The organism is Acinetobacter towneri, assembly GCF_017498585.1.
Lineage (GTDB): Bacteria > Pseudomonadota > Gammaproteobacteria > Pseudomonadales > Moraxellaceae > Acinetobacter > Acinetobacter towneri.
The window spans coordinates 2,538,756-2,555,752 of the sequence record NZ_CP071766.1 but is presented as its reverse complement, the minus strand read 5'-3'; the positions used below and the strand labels follow the sequence as shown (position 1 = coordinate 2,555,752).

The window sequence follows — 16,997 nt, the reverse complement described above, 5'->3', positions numbered from 1 at the left end:
AAAGTAAGGTTAAGATAAGAAATACAAAGAGTTGATCACTATATTGTTGATCAACCCTTTTTATTGAAATTCAATTTTAAAATTGCAATAAACGACGATGCTGCATTAACGGCATCGACTCTCGAATTTTGCTTTGTTCATCTAAATCAAAGGGCACTGTAATCAGTTGCGTACCTTCGTCTTGCACCATTGACAATAACTGTCCGCGTGAATTGGCAGCGCCTGAATGTCCCCAAGTCTGACGTTTTTCACCATGCCAACCTTGTTGGGCTGCACCTAAAACCTGACATTGACTGTCCATGCCACGCGCCTGCAAGAGCAATTGCCAATGCATTTGACCTGTGGTGTAAGTAAAAGCCGATGGCGCAGTTAAAATATTGGCGCCTTGCGCACGTAAAGTTAAGGCCAATTCAGGAAAGCGCAAGTCATAACACACCATTAAGCCAATGTTGCCAAACGGTGTTTTCGCCACAACGACTTCAGAGCCGGGTTCAAAAAACTTAGATTCCTGATAACCACCAACAGAGTCACCAACTTGCACATCAAACAAATGAATTTTGTCATAACGTGCTTCAGTTTTTTCTGGGCTAATACATAAACTGACCGTACGCACACGACCATCTGCAATTGTTGAACCATCAGGGCGATATGGGCAGGGCAATGTACCCGCCACAATCCAGATTTGATATTGATGTGCAAGCTGTTCCAAACGCTGTTGAATACTTTCAAACTGTGCCGCGGTTTCGCATTGTTTGCCTGCTGCAAAGCAAACAAAGTTTTCTGGAAAAACGATCAGTTCTGCACCATCGGCTTTACTTTGTTGAATCAATGTTTCAATGATTTTGAAGTTTTCCTCAATATCATTTTGTGAGTTCATTTGAGCAACAGAAAGTAAAGTCATCAAAGCATTCCTGAGTGAAGATCAAGCGTTCTGCTGATTTTGCTCAGCACATTGATCGAGATTATCTTGTTCTTTTTGTAGCTGTTTCACCAAAGGTTCGAACATATTTTGGTTGTTTTCATTCAGCTTCATGAGGGTTTTATGGGCATCTAATACCGTAGTGAGCATATTGCTATGCGTGACGTGTTCTTCTACCAGCTCACGCGTGCAGACAGTTGGGTCACCACAGTAATTTAAAATCACAAACACCTGTCCTAAGCCCATGCTATTGGCGAGCGTAGTAATGTCTGGATTAGTAGATAGCATAACTGCTTGAATGTTATGGATTTGTTTCAGTTTTAAGCCTAGCTTGGCCAATACACCTAAAACTGTACTGTCAATAAATGTAGTTTGGGTTAAATCTACAATTGCACCCACCACATTAGATTGCTGTTCAATTTTACTGAGTAGTTTGTCTAGACTAATACAAGATTGGGCACGCACTTCGCCAAAAAGCTTAAAGATATGCGTTCCATTCAAACTTGCATATTCAACATGACCTGTTGACATATAAATGCCATTTGCAGAGAAGGATTAGATAATTATCCCATAGCGACTATATAGACTCAAGTGGCTTACAGTCGTATATCTTGGGTTGAGAAGTTAACTGGCTGATTTATTGGTTATTTTGTTCGACACAAACTCAAGATCGCAATATCATCTGCTACATGATCGGGGGCTTGGAATGATTGATTTTGCAAGTGAAAGACCAATTGTTCAAACTGTTCATTCAAACCACCACTATAAGGTTCTAACGCACCATCGGAGCAGATAATAAACCGCGCCTGTTTATTTAATACGCACTCAAATTCCTCAACTTCTAAATCTTCAGTCAGTCCCAAAGGAAAACTACTGGTATTTAAAATTTTAGGTGCTTGATTGGGTTCGATAATAATGGCAGGTGGATAATGCCCCGCACTCGACCAACGCAGTTCGTGGGTTTCAATATTTAAAATCCCACTAATCATGGTGATATGCTTTTCAATATTTTCTTGAACCAACATGCCATTCAGCTTCTTAATCAGTTCGCGTGGTGTTTTGGAGCGACCATGAAATGCAGCCATCCAAGACGTTAGTAAACTACTAGTTACACCATGCCCAGAGACATCGGCTAAATAGAACATGATTTCTTTATCACTGATTTTCCAGTAATCAAACCAATCGCCTGACAAATAAGCCGAAGGCTTAAATAACGTATCTACACGGTAGTTGCACAGTTCGATAGGATTGGGCAGTAATTTTTTTTGTAGTTCAGCAGCTGAAGGTAAGTCGCGGCTGTCTTGATTGCGTTTATATTGTGCGTCTATTTTGCGTAAGGCTTGTGGTGGATTTTCTGGTAAACGACTCCACAACCAACCTGCTAAAGCGCCTTGTTCCCATGCTTGCACCAATGCTGTGCCTTCATCTTCAAAGGCCAATACAATCGTGGGTAAATTCCATTGATGTGTTAAATAATCTTGCACATCGGCAATTGCAATAATGGTTGGGTCATACAAGCTGATGTCATCTATGTGAATCATTTGCACACTAGGAAGTGTGTCGAGCACCTGTTCTAGATATGGAATATCACGTGTGGGTTGAATGAAATACATAGAGTTTTGTGTTGACCCTGAACCTAAACAAAGCGTTACTATAACAATGCCTGAATACTCAAGGAAAGTAAAAACTCACCTTGAGTAAAATGTTTTACAAATTATTCTTTGCTTTCTTCAGGCAGGTTTATTTCTTCTTGATCATCAAAAAGTTCTTCGGTTTCATCATCTACAAACGAAATACTGTCGGCATCGAGTCCTTTCTTTTCCGCAATTTCAAAGTTTTTACGTTGCAAGTAAATATCCCGAATCGCGGCATATTTATCGCCCTGTAATACTTGTTCTACATCCAAGAGTTGCGAGCGTGTATCTAGGCCGCGCATAACTTGCTCCGACCAATATAAACGGTCATTGCCATCTAAAATGTATTTTTGTGGACGCGCCTGACCATCTACAAGTGTGCCAAAACCATCACGGAAAGTACTTGGGCCGTAAATTGGTAGCATGACATAAGGCCCTGAAGGGACACCGTAGTAGCCCAAGGTTGTACCAAAATTTTCTTCTTCCGTGTCTAAACCTAAACGACGTGCAGGGTCAGCCATGCCTAAAGTAGTAATCGTATTTAAACTAAAACGACCTAAAGTTTTTGCGGCACGTAAAGGGCGGCCTTGAATCAATTGGTTAACCGCATTCCATGGTTCACCCAAGTTTTTACGAAATTGACGATATGAACCGCGCACTTCACCAGGGACTTTCTTTGTATATTGAACCGCAAGTGGACGCGCGATATTACGATCTAACATATCGTTGAATGCATAAATCTGACGGTTTAAAGGTTGCAGTGGGTCTTTGACTTCATCGGGTTGTGCAGCATTTGCATTCACTTTTAAATCTTTGGCTTTTACATTTTTTAATTCTTTAAGCGCATTCAAACGACTACTTTTAGTTTCAGAAGATGAGTCTGCCGCAATAACTTCAGTAGTTTCTTCTTGAGCAACTTCTTCAGTAGAAGGCGTTGTCGCATGTGTTGAGGTGATGAATCCTAAAGAAACAAGGCACACCCAAAGATATTTTTGTTGATACATAAAGAATCCTAGCGCTTAAATCTGAGTAAGCAAAAGCTGTTATATCGCCGATGGGTATATAGTAACAGTTAATTGAAACGATGTATTAAAGCAAATTTGCTCAAAATGTGTGTAGAAAAAGCAAAAATGAACAAAAAATAAACACCCGATATATTTCCTTTGAAAAAAGTCTTGCAAGGTAAAATATTTGCCCTATAATGCACATCCATCGGCGGTGATGAAGATTAAAACTTCTGATAAAACAATGACTTGGTTAGGAATGATTGAGTTGGGTTTTAGAAAGAAAGTTTAAAATAATTTAAATTACCAGTTGACACTTTAGAAATAAAGCGTAATATAGCCGACCTAGCTTGATGCTGACGAAGCATCGAGAAGATCATTAAGAGATTATGAAGAACAACTTGTGTGGATTTTTACTGATTGATCGATCGAACATATTTCATTGATTGATTGGTTTAAATTACTCGAAGTTTATTTGAGCGAAATTTAAGTCAGAAAATTGATGAGCCAGATTTGGAAGTTTAGATTAAAACTTCAAAATGATTTTAACTGAAGAGTTTGATCATGGCTCAGATTGAACGCTGGCGGCAGGCTTAACACATGCAAGTCGAGCGGGCGAGGTTGCTTCGGTAACTGAGCTAGCGGCGGACGGGTGAGTAATGCTTAGGAATCTGCCTATTAGTGGGGGACAACATTCCGAAAGGGATGCTAATACCGCATACGTCCTACGGGAGAAAGCAGGGGCTCTTTATGACCTTGCGCTAATAGATGAGCCTAAGTCGGATTAGCTAGTTGGTGGGGTAAAGGCCTACCAAGGCGACGATCTGTAGCGGGTCTGAGAGGATGATCCGCCACACTGGGACTGAGACACGGCCCAGACTCCTACGGGAGGCAGCAGTGGGGAATATTGGACAATGGGGGGAACCCTGATCCAGCCATGCCGCGTGTGTGAAGAAGGCCTTTTGGTTGTAAAGCACTTTAAGTGGGGAGGAGGCTTACCTGGTTAATACCTGGGCTAAGTGGACGTTACCCACAGAATAAGCACCGCTAACTCTGTGCCAGCAGCCGCGGTAATACAGAGGGTGCGAGCGTTAATCGGATTTACTGGGCGTAAAGCGCGCGTAGGTGGTTAATTAAGTCAAATGTGAAATCCCCGAGCTTAACTTGGGAATTGCATTCGATACTGGTTAGCTAGAGTATGGGAGAGGATGGTAGAATTCCAGGTGTAGCGGTGAAATGCGTAGAGATCTGGAGGAATACCGATGGCGAAGGCAGCCATCTGGCCTAATACTGACACTGAGGTGCGAAAGCATGGGGAGCAAACAGGATTAGATACCCTGGTAGTCCATGCCGTAAACGATGTCTACTAGCCGTTGGGGGATTTGATCCTTTAGTGGCGCAGCTAACGCGATAAGTAGACCGCCTGGGGAGTACGGTCGCAAGACTAAAACTCAAATGAATTGACGGGGGCCCGCACAAGCGGTGGAGCATGTGGTTTAATTCGATGCAACGCGAAGAACCTTACCTGGCCTTGACATAGTAGAAACTTTCCAGAGATGGATTGGTGCCTTCGGGAATCTACATACAGGTGCTGCATGGCTGTCGTCAGCTCGTGTCGTGAGATGTTGGGTTAAGTCCCGCAACGAGCGCAACCCTTTTCCTTACTTGCCAGCATTTCGGATGGGAACTTTAAGGATACTGCCAGTGACAAACTGGAGGAAGGCGGGGACGACGTCAAGTCATCATGGCCCTTACGGCCAGGGCTACACACGTGCTACAATGGTCGGTACAAAGGGTTGCTACCTCGCGAGAGGATGCTAATCTCAAAAAGCCGATCGTAGTCCGGATCGCAGTCTGCAACTCGACTGCGTGAAGTCGGAATCGCTAGTAATCGCGGATCAGAATGCCGCGGTGAATACGTTCCCGGGCCTTGTACACACCGCCCGTCACACCATGGGAGTTTGTTGCACCAGAAGTAGGTAGTCTAACCGCAAGGAGGACGCTTACCACGGTGTGGCCGATGACTGGGGTGAAGTCGTAACAAGGTAGCCGTAGGGGAACCTGCGGCTGGATCACCTCCTTAACGAAAGATTGACGATTGGTAAGAATCCACAACAAGTTGTTCTTCATGACGATGTGTCTTAAAAGATAATTCGAGGTTTTCGAATTGGATTGAGTAGCAGATACTACGCACTGCGTTTGTCTTGCGAAAAATACAAAGCGATGCTTTGATTTTCTCAGGGTCTGTAGCTCAGTTGGTTAGAGCACACGCTTGATAAGCGTGGGGTCACAAGTTCAAGTCTTGTCAGACCCACCATGAGCGAGGGGCAGCGAAACATGTTTCGCCCGAGCGCAAGACGAGAGCTATGCTCGAGTTAAGCATTCGCCTTAACACAGTTTACGATACATCGAATCACAGATGATAAGCTGGGGACTTAGCTTAGTTGGTAGAGCGCCTGCTTTGCACGCAGGAGGTCAGGAGTTCGACTCTCCTAGTCTCCACCAAATTTTAAGATCAGAAAAGCACTGTTTTTCCTTAAAATTTAAGCAAACAGCTATGCTGTGCGCAGGCACACATATACTGGAGCTTTAAGCTAAAGATTGCAGAACTTAATAAAAGATCGAATGATTAGATTTGATGGTTTATTAAGTTCTGTGATTTAAATATCACAGTATTTAGTGCGGTCTGACGAAGACGCATTAATTCATTAACAGATTGGCAAAAATTGAGTCTGAAATAAATTGTTCAACTCATTTAATTCAAGATTGACAGTAATACTTCGGTGTTACGGTTTAATTACGAATTGAAATGAGAACTAGCAAATTAACTGAATCAAGCGTTTTGGTATATGAATCTAATTGAAGCTGTACAGTGCTTAAGTGCACAAGACATCAAACTGTGAATTAAATAAATATTTTATATTTATTTAATTGTCTTAATCCTACTTGTAGGGATTAACGACTGTTTGGGGTTGTATAGTCAAGTAATTAAGTGCATGTGGTGGATGCCTTGGCAGTCAGAGGCGATGAAAGACGTGATAGCCTGCGAAAAGCTCCGGGGAGGCGGCAAATATCCTTTGATCCGGAGATTTCTGAATGGGGAAACCCACCTACCTTAAGGTAGGTATCGTATGATGAATACATAGTCATACGAAGCGAACGCGGGGAAGTGAAACATCTCAGTACCCGTAGGAAAAGAAATCAATTGAGATTCCCTCAGTAGCGGCGAGCGAAAGGGGAAAAGCCCATTAAGTTATGTGTGTTTTAGTGGAATGCTCTGGGAAGTGCAACCATAGTGGGTGATAGTCCTGTACACGAAAGGGCACACATAATGATGACGAGTAGGGCGAGGCACGTGAAACCTTGTCTGAATATGGGGGGACCATCCTCCAAGGCTAAATACTCCTGACTGACCGATAGTGAACCAGTACCGTGAGGGAAAGGCGAAAAGAACCCCTGTGAGGGGAGTGAAATAGATCCTGAAACCGCATGCATACAAGCAGTGGGAGCCACTTCGTGTGGTGACTGCGTACCTTTTGTATAATGGGTCAGCGACTTATATTCAGTAGCAAGGTTAACCGAATAGGGGAGCCGTAGAGAAATCGAGTCTTAATAGGGCGTATAGTTGCTGGGTATAGACCCGAAACCGGGTGATCTATCCATGAGCAGGTTGAAGGTTGGGTAACACTAACTGGAGGACCGAACCCACTGTCGTTGAAAAGCCAGGGGATGACTTGTGGATAGGGGTGAAAGGCTAATCAAACTCGGTGATAGCTGGTTCTCCCCGAAAGCTATTTAGGTAGCGCCTCGGACGAATACCATTGGGGGTAGAGCACTGTTTCGGCTAGGGGGTCATCCCGACTTACCAAACCGATGCAAACTCCGAATACCAATGAGTACTATCCGGGAGACAGACTGCGGGTGCTAACGTCCGTAGTCAAGAGGAAAACAATCCAGACCGCCAGCTAAGGCCCCAAAATCATAGTTAAGTGGGAAACGATGTGGGAAGGCATAGACAGCTAGGAGGTTGGCTTAGAAGCAGCCACCCTTTAAAGAAAGCGTAATAGCTCACTAGTCGAGTCGGCCTGCGCGGAAGATGTAACGGGGCTAAAACTATGTGCCGAAGCTGCGGATGTATACATTGTATACGTGGTAGGGGAGCGTTCTGTAAGCCGAAGAAGGTGGATTGAGAAGTCTGCTGGAGGTATCAGAAGTGCGAATGCTGACGTGAGTAACGACAAAACGGGTGAAAAACCCGTTCGCTGAAAGACCAAGGGTTCCAGTCCAACGTTAATCGGGGCTGGGTGAGTCGACCCCTAAGGCGAGGCCGAGAGGCGTAGTCGATGGGAAATTGGTTAATATTCCAATACTTCAGTGTAATGCGATGAGAGGACGGAGAAGGTTAAGTCAGCCTGGCGTTGGTAGTCCAGGTGAAAGGAAGTAGGCATGCATCTTAGGCAAATCCGGGGTGCTCTATGCTGAGATCTGATAGCAAGCTGTACTTGTACAGTGAAGTGGCTGATACCCTGCTTCCAGGAAAAGTCTCTAAGCTTCAGTTACACTGGAATCGTACCCGAAACCGACACAGGTGGTCAGGTCGAGTAGACCAAAGCGCTTGAGAGAACTCTGCTGAAGGAACTAGGCAAAATGGTACCGTAACTTCGGGAGAAGGTACGCTGTTGATGGTGATAGGACTCGCTCCTTGAGCTGTCGACAGCCTCAGAAACCAGGCCGCTGCAACTGTTTATTAAAAACATAGCACTCTGCAAACACGAAAGTGGACGTATAGGGTGTGATGCCTGCCCGGTGCTGGAAGGTTAATTGATGGGGTTAGCGTAAGCGAAGCTCTTGATCGAAGCCCCAGTAAACGGCGGCCGTAACTATAACGGTCCTAAGGTAGCGAAATTCCTTGTCGGGTAAGTTCCGACCTGCACGAATGGCATAATGATGGCGGCGCTGTCTCCAGCAGAGGCTCAGTGAAATCGAATTCGCCGTGAAGATGCGGTGTACCCGCGGCTAGACGGAAAGACCCCGTGAACCTTTACTGCAGCTTGACATTGAACTTTGACCTTACTTGTGTAGGATAGGTGGGAGGCTTTGAAACTTGGACGCTAGTCCGAGTGGAGCCGTCCTTGAAATACCACCCTGGTAATGTTGAGGTTCTAACTCTGTCCCGTTATCCGGGACGAGGACCATGTCTGGTGGGTAGTTTGACTGGGGCGGTCTCCTCCTAAAGAGTAACGGAGGAGTACGAAGGTGCGCTCAGCGTGGTCGGAAATCACGCGTAGAGTATAAAGGCAAAAGCGCGCTTAACTGCGAGACCCACAAGTCGAGCAGGTACGAAAGTAGGTCTTAGTGATCCGGTGGTTCTGTATGGAAGGGCCATCGCTCAACGGATAAAAGGTACTCTGGGGATAACAGGCTGATACCGCCCAAGAGTTCATATCGACGGCGGTGTTTGGCACCTCGATGTCGGCTCATCTCATCCTGGGGCTGAAGCAGGTCCCAAGGGTATGGCTGTTCGCCATTTAAAGAGGTACGCGAGCTGGGTTTAGAACGTCGTGAGACAGTTCGGTCCCTATCTACCGTGGGCGCTGGAAATTTGAGAGGATCTGCTCCTAGTACGAGAGGACCAGAGTGGACGAACCTCTGGTGTACCGGTTGTGACGCCAGTCGCATCGCCGGGTAGCTATGTTCGGAAGGGATAACCGCTGAAAGCATCTAAGCGGGAAGCCTACCTCAAGATAAGATTTCCCCGAGGCTTTATGCCTCCTAAAGAGCCGTTGAAGACTACGACGTTGATAGGTTGGATGTGGAAGCATAGCGATATGTGAAGCTGACCAATACTAATTGCTCGTGAGGCTTGACTATACAACACCCAAACAGTTGGGGTTGTATGCTCAATCGATTCAAATCCAATCAGTCAATTCAGACTGATCTTGATTTAGTTAACGCTAAACAATAAAATTCAGACCCAATACAGCCCAATCTGTTACAGATTCGGAAAACGCAGTGCATCACTATCGTGAGTAAGACCAATGCAAGTCTCCGTAAACAGTTGTGCTGGCGACCATAGCAAGAGTGAACCACCTGATCCCTTCCCGAACTCAGAAGTGAAACCTCTTCGCGCTGATGGTAGTGTGGGGTTACCCATGTGAGAGTAAGTCATCGCCAGCTCATTATTCAAACACCCTCAACTAGCGTTGGGGGTGTTTTTTTATGTAGGAAAGAAAAGTAGAAAGAAATCTGAACAGAACTTCTGATTAAAATCTTTATGTCTTTTGATAAATCTGTGCTATACCTAATAAAACGGCATAGAAATTGCTTATCAAAAACTTATATATTAAGTTGTTGAAAAACATAAATTTAAAAGAGTGGGTGAAAATGAAGTTATCGGTTGGATTAAAAGTTGCAAACTCCTTGTCACTGACACCGCAGTTACAACAAGCCATTCGTTTGCTTCAACTTTCGAGCTTGGAACTTGAACAAGAAGTTCAAATTCAGTTGGACAGTAATCCCTTATTAGAAAAAGTCGAAGAACAAAGTAGTGTCGAAAGTTTATCCACCTTAGAAGAGCAAGAGCATGATCAAAAGGATTTGACTAAAGAATTAAATGCAGATCATCTACCGAATGACTTGCCTGTCGATACAGACTGGGATGATGTGTACACTCATTTACCCACGAGTTTGGGAGCAGCGGAATATGAAGAGCGCGAGGATAATCGTCAGGGACATTTAGGTTTAAAAGAGCACATGATGCAACAAATCAATCTGTTGCATTTTTCTCAAGTCGAGCAGCTCATTGCCTACTGTATTGTCGATGCTTTGGATGACAATGGTTTCTTGGATTGTGAAATATCTGAAATCACTACATCTGTGCAACATTTATTGATCTCCATGGAATACGAAGATGAAGTTGAAGACGATGAAGTTTTGGTCGTTTTGAAACATATTCAGCGTTTAGAGCCGATTGGTATTGGTTCGCGTAATTTGGCGGAATGTTTATCTATTCAGCTTGAAAGTTTGGCTACAGATGTGCCTTATCGGCAGGAAGCACTGCAACTCTTGCAGCATTATGAGTTATTAATTTCGAATGATTTAGCCAAGTTAATTAAGCAAACGGGTTTAAGCGCAGATCAGCTACAGCATGCAGTGGCTTTATTAAAAACCTTGAAAGCGCATCCTGGTACAGCATTTGAAGATCAGGAGTCAGATTATCAAATTCCAGATGTAGTGGTCAGTAAAAAGCAGGACCATTGGCAGGTGCAGCTGAATCCTGATGTTGTACCGAAGCTTAGAATCAATTCATTTTATGCCAATATGATTAAACGTGCAGATCAAAGCGAAGACAATCAATATTTGCGCAATCAAATGTTGGATGCAAAAAACTTTATTAAAAGTGTCGATGAGCGTCATAAAACTTTATTAAAAGTCGCAACCTGCATTGTGCAACATCAACGTGAATTTTTAGAAATTGGTGCTGAAGGAATGAAACCGTTGATTTTGCGTGATGTTGCCGATGAGGTGGAGTTGCATGAATCTACAGTTTCACGGGTGACCACCAATAAATATATGTTAACTCCACGTGGTTTATTTGAATTGAAATATTTCTTTTCAAGTCATGTTGGAACAAGTTCAGGTGGAGAAGCATCCTCAACTGCGATTCGCGCCAAGATAAAAAAATTAATTGCAGAGGAAAATCCACGTAAACCTTTGTCAGACAACACAATTGCAAACCTTCTTAAGGAAGAGGGAATTGATGTAGCACGCCGAACAGTTGCGAAATATCGTGAGTCATTAAATATTCCGTCATCTTCTGAACGAAAAGTCTTGATCTAATTTTTAAAATTGGTCTATTCTAAGGATTCATTATGACCAAATAATGAATCTTTTTTGAAGGAATAGTTAGACATGATTTAAAGTGACCGCTACAGTGATCTGTTATTTGGCAATCAATCATGTGAACTATGCCTTCCTAATCCTAATGAAGGTGAGGGATAGAATTATGCAAATAACAATTCGTGGACATCACTTAGCTATCACCCCTGCAATTGAAGAAAATATTCGACTTAAATTTGCACAAATGACCAAACATCTGGATCAGGTCAATAGTATGCAGGTGAAATTAAGTAAAGATCATCAAATCGATAAACATTCTAAAAAAGGTAGCGCCAATCATATTGCAGAAGCGATTATTCGTTTACCTGGAACGGAGCTTTTTGCGCAGGCTAGTGCAGATGATATGTATACTTCAATTAAGATGATGACAGAAAAATTAAAACGTCAGTTAGAAAAACATCGGAAGATGCAGCTGGATTATCAGCCTTTAGCCATCTAGTTAAAATGTGATTTAAAAAGAGGTTTTGGATAAACCTCTTTTTTTATTGCGATAATGTATAGGATTAATGAATTATTTTTTCTATTTATAGTAAAATGACAGGTTTTTACACCGTTGGTCCTATAAGAGGTCTTTGTGATGAATAGTGAACAGCTCACTGAAATTTTAAAAGCTGCTTTTCCAGAGGCTGAAGTTGCTGTAAGTGGGCAAGGCGGCAAGTTTGATCTTCGTATTGTAGATAATCAGTTTGAAGGTAAGCGTCCTGTTGCTCGTCAACAAGCAGTGTATGCACCATTGAATAGCTATATTGCCAGCGGTGAAGTTCATGCGGTTACAATTCGTGCAATGACACAAGAAGAATGGCGTAAAGCAAGCTTATTTGGAGCTTAATAATTTAATGGATAAATTTTTAATTCAGGGCGGTAATAAGCTCGAAGGTGAAGTGCGTATTTCTGGTGCAAAAAATGCAGCCTTGCCACTTCTTGCTGCAATGATTCTTGCAGAAACGCCAATTACATTGAAAAATGTTCCAAATTTAAAAGATGTAAATACCTTAGTGAAGTTGATCGCAGGCTTGGGCATTAAAATGTCTTATGAAGGCGATACAGTCATTGCAGATACATCAACGTTGGACAACAAATTTGCACCTTATGAATTGGTAAAAACCATGCGTGCTTCTATTTTGGTGCTTGGCCCATTGGTCGCGCGCTATGGTAGTGCAAAAGTATCTTTGCCAGGTGGTTGTGCAATTGGTTCACGTCCTGTCGATCAACATCTTAAAGCACTCGAAGCGTTAGGTGCAGAAATTGAAGTCGAAAATGGTTATGTAAATGCCAAAGTCAATGGTCGCCTTAAAGGTGGCGAAGTGGTCTTTGATATGGTCACTGTTGGCGGTACAGAAAACATTCTCATGGCTGCGGTATTGGCAGATGGTGTTACTACTATTCGTAATGCTGCACGTGAACCTGAAATTACCGACCTTGCGCAAATGCTCATCAAAATGGGCGCTAAAATTGAAGGTTTAGACACCGATACTTTAGTGGTTACAGGTGTTGAACACTTGCATGGTTGTGAGTATTCAGTAGTTGCTGACCGTATCGAAACAGGTTCTTATTTGGCTGCAGCTGCAATTACGGGCGGTAAAATCAGAACCACACATACCGATCCTGCCTTGCTAGAATCTGTGTTAGATAAGTTTGAAGAAATGGGTGCGGAAGTCACACGTGGCGATGACTGGATTGAACTGGACATGATGGGCAGGCGCCCTAAAGCCGTGAGTTTCAGAACTTTACCACATCCTGAATTTCCAACAGACATGCAAGCACAGTTAATGGCGGTGAATGCGATTGGACGCGGTTTTGCTACCATTTCGGAAACTATTTTTGAAAACCGTTTTATGCATGTCCCTGAGTTGTCACGTATGGGTGCCAATATTCAGGTAGAAGGCAATGATGCGGTGGTGACAGGAGTAGAAAAACTTTCTGCTGCACCTGTTATGGCAACCGATTTACGTGCCTCATTCTCGTTGGTGTTAGCAGCATTGGCGGCAGAAGGCGAAACATTGATTGACCGTATTTATCATATTGATCGCGGTTATGAAAATGTAGAACAAAAGTTACAAGGTTTAGGCGCCCAAATTAAGCGAGTAAATTGATGAATGACATGAGAAACGATGATCCAAATTTTGACGTCATGGGCAATTTTGATCATGGTTTAACTTTGGCATTAAGTAAGGGGCGAATTTTAAAAGAAACTTTGCCTTTATTGGAAACTGCGGGAATTAATTTACTGGAAGATCCAGATAAATCACGTAAGTTGATTTTTCCAACCACACATAAACAAGTGCGTATTTTAATTTTACGTGCTTCTGATGTACCAACTTATGTTGAAAATGGTGCAGCAGATATTGGGGTTGCGGGTAAAGACGTGCTGATGGAGCATGGCGCTCAAAATGTATATGAGCCGCTGGATCTGAAAATTGCCAATTGTAAATTGATGACTGCGGGCAAAGTTGGTATGCAGCGTCCCAAAGGTCGTTTAAAAATTGCCACTAAATATGTGAATTTGACCCGTCAATACTATGCCAGCTTAGGCGAGCAGGTTGATGTCATTAAACTCTATGGCTCAATGGAATTAGCACCATTGGTCGGTTTGGGTGATTACATAGTCGATGTGGTTGATACAGGTAATACTTTACGTGCCAACGGTTTAGAGCCGCTAGAAGAAATCTGTAAAGTATCTTCACGTTTAATTGTCAATAAAGCCAGTTTTAAGCGCAAGCAAGATTTGCTCAATCCAATTTTGGCACAACTTGAAAAAGCAGTGGTAGAACGCGAGTTGGCAAAACAATCTACTTAACTTTGTATCCATCATCCTGCCCTCTCAAAAAACCGTCATTCAATGGCGGTTTTTTTATGTTCGTGCATGATTCTGTTCTTGAATGATTTCGAACGTGAATTTCCATCAAAACATACTGCTTTCGCCATGTATAGACTCCCACAAAGCCCTAGAAACAAGGTAAACTAAACTTTTCTATCAAACCTTGTGGGTAAATTGATGCGACGTTTATCGACTCAAGATCAAAGCTTTAAACAGGCCTTTGCAGACTTGTTGGCTTTTGAAACTGTCAGTGATCCTGAACTTTTAAAAACTGTAGATCAAATTATTGCTGATGTGCGTCAGCATGGCGATGCGCAGGTTCTTAAACTCACTCAACAGTTCGATCGACATCCAGCGCATCAATTTTCAGAACTTGAGTTAAGTCAGGAGCAACTGAAAGCCGCATTTGATGCTTTAGATAACGAAGTTCGTGAAGCTTTGGAATTGGCTGCTGCACGTATTCGTGAATTTCACCAAGCGCAAAAGCAGGATGGTTGGACTTATGTTGATGCTTTGGGCAACACGCTTGGGCAAAAAGTTACGCCATTAGACCGTGTTGGTATTTATGTACCAGGTGGTTTGGCATCTTATCCATCTTCTGTGCTCATGAATGCTGTGCCTGCGCATGTTGCTGGTGTACCTGAAATTATTATGGTGGTACCTGCACCGAATGGTGAACTCAATCCATTGGTTTTGGCGGCTGCATATTTAGCAGGGGTGACTCGTGTATTTACCATTGGCGGAGCGCAAGCTGTTGCTGCATTGGCTTATGGTACAGAAACCATCCCATCGGTAGATAAAATTACGGGGCCGGGTAATCGCTTTGTGGCAGCTGCAAAACGTGCTGTGTTTGGTCAGGTCGGCATTGATATGATTGCAGGGCCATCCGAAATTTTGGTTTATGCCGAAGGTGAAAATAATCCTGAATGGTTGGCGATGGATTTACTTTCCCAAGCCGAGCACGACACGGTTGCACAATCTATTTTTATTACACCAGATGCGCAATTGCTGAATCAGGTTGAACAAGCGATTGAACAGCACTTGGCGAATTTGCCTAAAGCTGAAATTGCCCGCACTTCTATTGCAAATCGTGGTGCATTGATCTTAGTCAAAGATCGTCAAGAGGCGATTGAATTGATCAACCAAGTTGCGCCCGAACACTTGGAGTTGTGTATGGATGATCCACAAGTGATGGCAGAAGAAATTCGTCATGCGGGTGCGATCTTTATGGGGCGCTATACACCAGAAGCTATTGGTGATTATTGTGCAGGGCCAAACCACGTATTACCAACGTCGGGTACAGCACGTTTTTCATCGCCATTGGGTGTTTACGATTTCCAAAAACGCTCAAGTCTGATTATGTGTTCAGCTGAGGGCGTGAAAAGTTTGGCGAAAACCGCTGATATTTTAGCGAAGCAGGAAAATCTGGATGCGCATGCACGATCAGCACGTTATCGTTATCAATCATAAATAGCATTACAACCTCTCCCTGACCCTCTCCTAATAAAGAGAGGGGAATTTAAACCACACAAATTTTGTGTCTTTAGTAATGAAAATTCCTCTCCCTTTGGGAGAGGTTAGGAGAGGGTTTAAAGAGAATACAAAATGAATATCACAGCAGAACAAATGCGTTTTTGGAGCCCTGAAGTACGTGAGCTAGAGCCTTATGTACCGGGTGAGCAGCCAAAAATTCAAAATTTATTAAAATTGAATACCAATGAAAACCCGTATCCACCTTCGCCTAAAGTGGTGGAAGCGGTGCAAAAGGTTTTAGAAAACTCGGCAGATGCACTGCGTTTATATCCAGATCCAGATGCGTCTGAGCTTAAGCAAGCCATTGCGAAACAGCAAAATGTAGCTGTTGGAAATGTCTTTGTTGGCAATGGTTCAGATGAAGTCCTTGCACATATTTTTAAGGCTTTTTTTGTTCAGGAACAGCCGTTACTGTATCCGGATATCACCTATAGTTTTTACCCTGTATATAGTCAATTTTTTGGGGTAAAAACTAAAATTTTGCCTTTAAATGATGATTTTGAAATTGTAGTTGATGACTATAAGCAAGCCAATGGTGGCATTATCATCACCAATCCGAATGCACCGACCAGTATTGCTTTAGGTTTAAGCGCTATTGAAGAAATTTTACAGGCCAATCCAAATTCAGTGGTCGTGATTGATGAGGCTTATGTCGATTTTGGTGCAGAGTCTGCAGTGAAATTGGTGGAAAAGTACGAGAATCTAGTGGTGTGTCAAACCACCTCTAAATCACGTTCTTTGGCAGGTTTACGTGTTGGTTTTGCGATTGCACAACCACATTTAATTGCCGCATTGGAAGCCGTAAAAAATAGTTTTAACTCTTATCCAATGGATCGTTTTGCGATTGCAGCAGCGGTGGCATCTTTTCAAGATCAGGCGTATTTTGAAGCCCAATGCCAAAAAGTTATTGCTAGCCGTGAGAAATTGGTGACGGATTTAACGAGCTTGGGCTTTAAGATATTGCCATCACACGCCAACTTTATTTTCGCATCACATCCTCAACAGGATGCGGGTGAATTAGCTGCAGCATTACGTGAACGCGGTATTATTGTGCGTTATTTTAATAAACCACGCATCAATCAATATTTGCGCATTACTATTGGTACAGATGAGCAAAATCAACGCTTGGTCGATACTTTAAAACAGGATATTTTGGCTTAATTGTTAAAATATAAATAGCAGCGAGTGAG

Annotated in this window: 11 protein-coding genes, 2 tRNA genes and 3 rRNA genes; 12 read left to right on the top strand and 4 right to left on the bottom strand. The window is 43.0% G+C overall.

The features are described 5' to 3' along the window. Positions 1–76: 76 nt before the first annotated feature. The 4 genes from J4G44_RS12340 to J4G44_RS12325 form a co-directional block, all read right to left on the bottom strand. The gene (locus J4G44_RS12340; protein WP_004975186.1) at positions 77–901 is read right to left on the bottom strand and encodes a carbon-nitrogen hydrolase family protein; all 825 of its coding nucleotides are present in this window, start codon (positions 899–901) and stop codon (positions 77–79) included. A gap of 21 nt (positions 902–922) precedes the next feature. Next, positions 923–1,450: an anti-anti-sigma factor GigB gene (gene gigB / locus J4G44_RS12335; RefSeq protein ID WP_004975187.1), complete on the bottom strand. Its 528-nt coding sequence runs from the start codon at positions 1,448–1,450 to the stop codon at positions 923–925. A gap of 113 nt (positions 1,451–1,563) precedes the next feature. Then, entirely contained in the window at positions 1,564–2,532 is a 969-nt protein-coding gene (gigA, locus tag J4G44_RS12330) for an RsbU family protein phosphatase GigA (RefSeq protein WP_096902424.1), read from the bottom strand. A gap of 101 nt (positions 2,533–2,633) precedes the next feature. Next, positions 2,634–3,557 (bottom strand): MlaA family lipoprotein, encoded by a 924-nt coding sequence (locus J4G44_RS12325; protein ID WP_167846234.1) that lies wholly within the window; start codon positions 3,555–3,557, stop codon positions 2,634–2,636. A 546-nt stretch (positions 3,558–4,103) separates the two neighbouring features. Between J4G44_RS12325 and J4G44_RS12320 the strand changes: the two genes are divergently transcribed. The 12 genes from J4G44_RS12320 to hisC all read left to right on the top strand — a co-directional run bounded on the left by J4G44_RS12320 (position 4,104) and on the right by hisC (position 16,968). After that, a 16S ribosomal RNA gene (locus J4G44_RS12320) occupies positions 4,104–5,640 on the top strand. Positions 5,641–5,797: 157 nt separating this feature from the next. Continuing rightward, positions 5,798–5,874: transfer RNA gene (locus tag J4G44_RS12315), tRNA-Ile, on the top strand. A gap of 112 nt (positions 5,875–5,986) precedes the next feature. Then, positions 5,987–6,062: transfer RNA gene (locus tag J4G44_RS12310), tRNA-Ala, on the top strand. 473 nt (positions 6,063–6,535) lie between these two features. Continuing rightward, positions 6,536–9,428, top strand: a 23S ribosomal RNA gene (locus tag J4G44_RS12305). A 191-nt stretch (positions 9,429–9,619) separates the two neighbouring features. After that, positions 9,620–9,734 (top strand): 5S ribosomal RNA (gene rrf / locus J4G44_RS12300). Together the 16S, 23S and 5S rRNA genes with 2 tRNA genes alongside form the textbook arrangement of a ribosomal RNA operon. Before the next feature lie 207 nt (positions 9,735–9,941). Continuing rightward, positions 9,942–11,396, top strand: a complete 1,455-nt coding sequence (locus J4G44_RS12295) for an RNA polymerase factor sigma-54 (RefSeq protein WP_154320393.1) — start codon at positions 9,942–9,944, stop codon at positions 11,394–11,396. A gap of 166 nt (positions 11,397–11,562) precedes the next feature. Next, positions 11,563–11,895, top strand: coding sequence for a ribosome hibernation-promoting factor, HPF/YfiA family (gene hpf / locus J4G44_RS12290; RefSeq protein ID WP_004975196.1), 333 nt, complete (start codon positions 11,563–11,565; stop codon positions 11,893–11,895). 138 nt (positions 11,896–12,033) lie between these two features. Beyond that, positions 12,034–12,285 (top strand): BolA family iron metabolism protein IbaG, encoded by a 252-nt coding sequence (gene ibaG, locus J4G44_RS12285; protein ID WP_004975198.1) that lies wholly within the window; start codon positions 12,034–12,036, stop codon positions 12,283–12,285. Positions 12,286–12,292: 7 nt separating this feature from the next. Then, positions 12,293–13,549, top strand: a complete 1,257-nt coding sequence (gene murA, locus J4G44_RS12280) for a UDP-N-acetylglucosamine 1-carboxyvinyltransferase (protein WP_207973712.1) — start codon at positions 12,293–12,295, stop codon at positions 13,547–13,549. Then, entirely contained in the window at positions 13,549–14,253 is a 705-nt protein-coding gene (hisG, locus tag J4G44_RS12275) for an ATP phosphoribosyltransferase (protein WP_207973711.1), read from the top strand. Before murA ends, hisG begins: the two co-directional genes overlap by 1 nt. Positions 14,254–14,439: 186 nt before the next feature. Next, positions 14,440–15,744 (top strand): histidinol dehydrogenase, encoded by a 1,305-nt coding sequence (gene hisD, locus J4G44_RS12270; RefSeq protein WP_179990908.1) that lies wholly within the window; start codon positions 14,440–14,442, stop codon positions 15,742–15,744. A gap of 135 nt (positions 15,745–15,879) precedes the next feature. After that, on the top strand, positions 15,880–16,968 hold the full coding sequence (gene hisC, locus J4G44_RS12265) for a histidinol-phosphate transaminase (protein WP_207973710.1): 1,089 nt from the start codon (positions 15,880–15,882) through the stop codon (positions 16,966–16,968). The last annotated feature ends 29 nt before the right edge of the window (positions 16,969–16,997 follow it).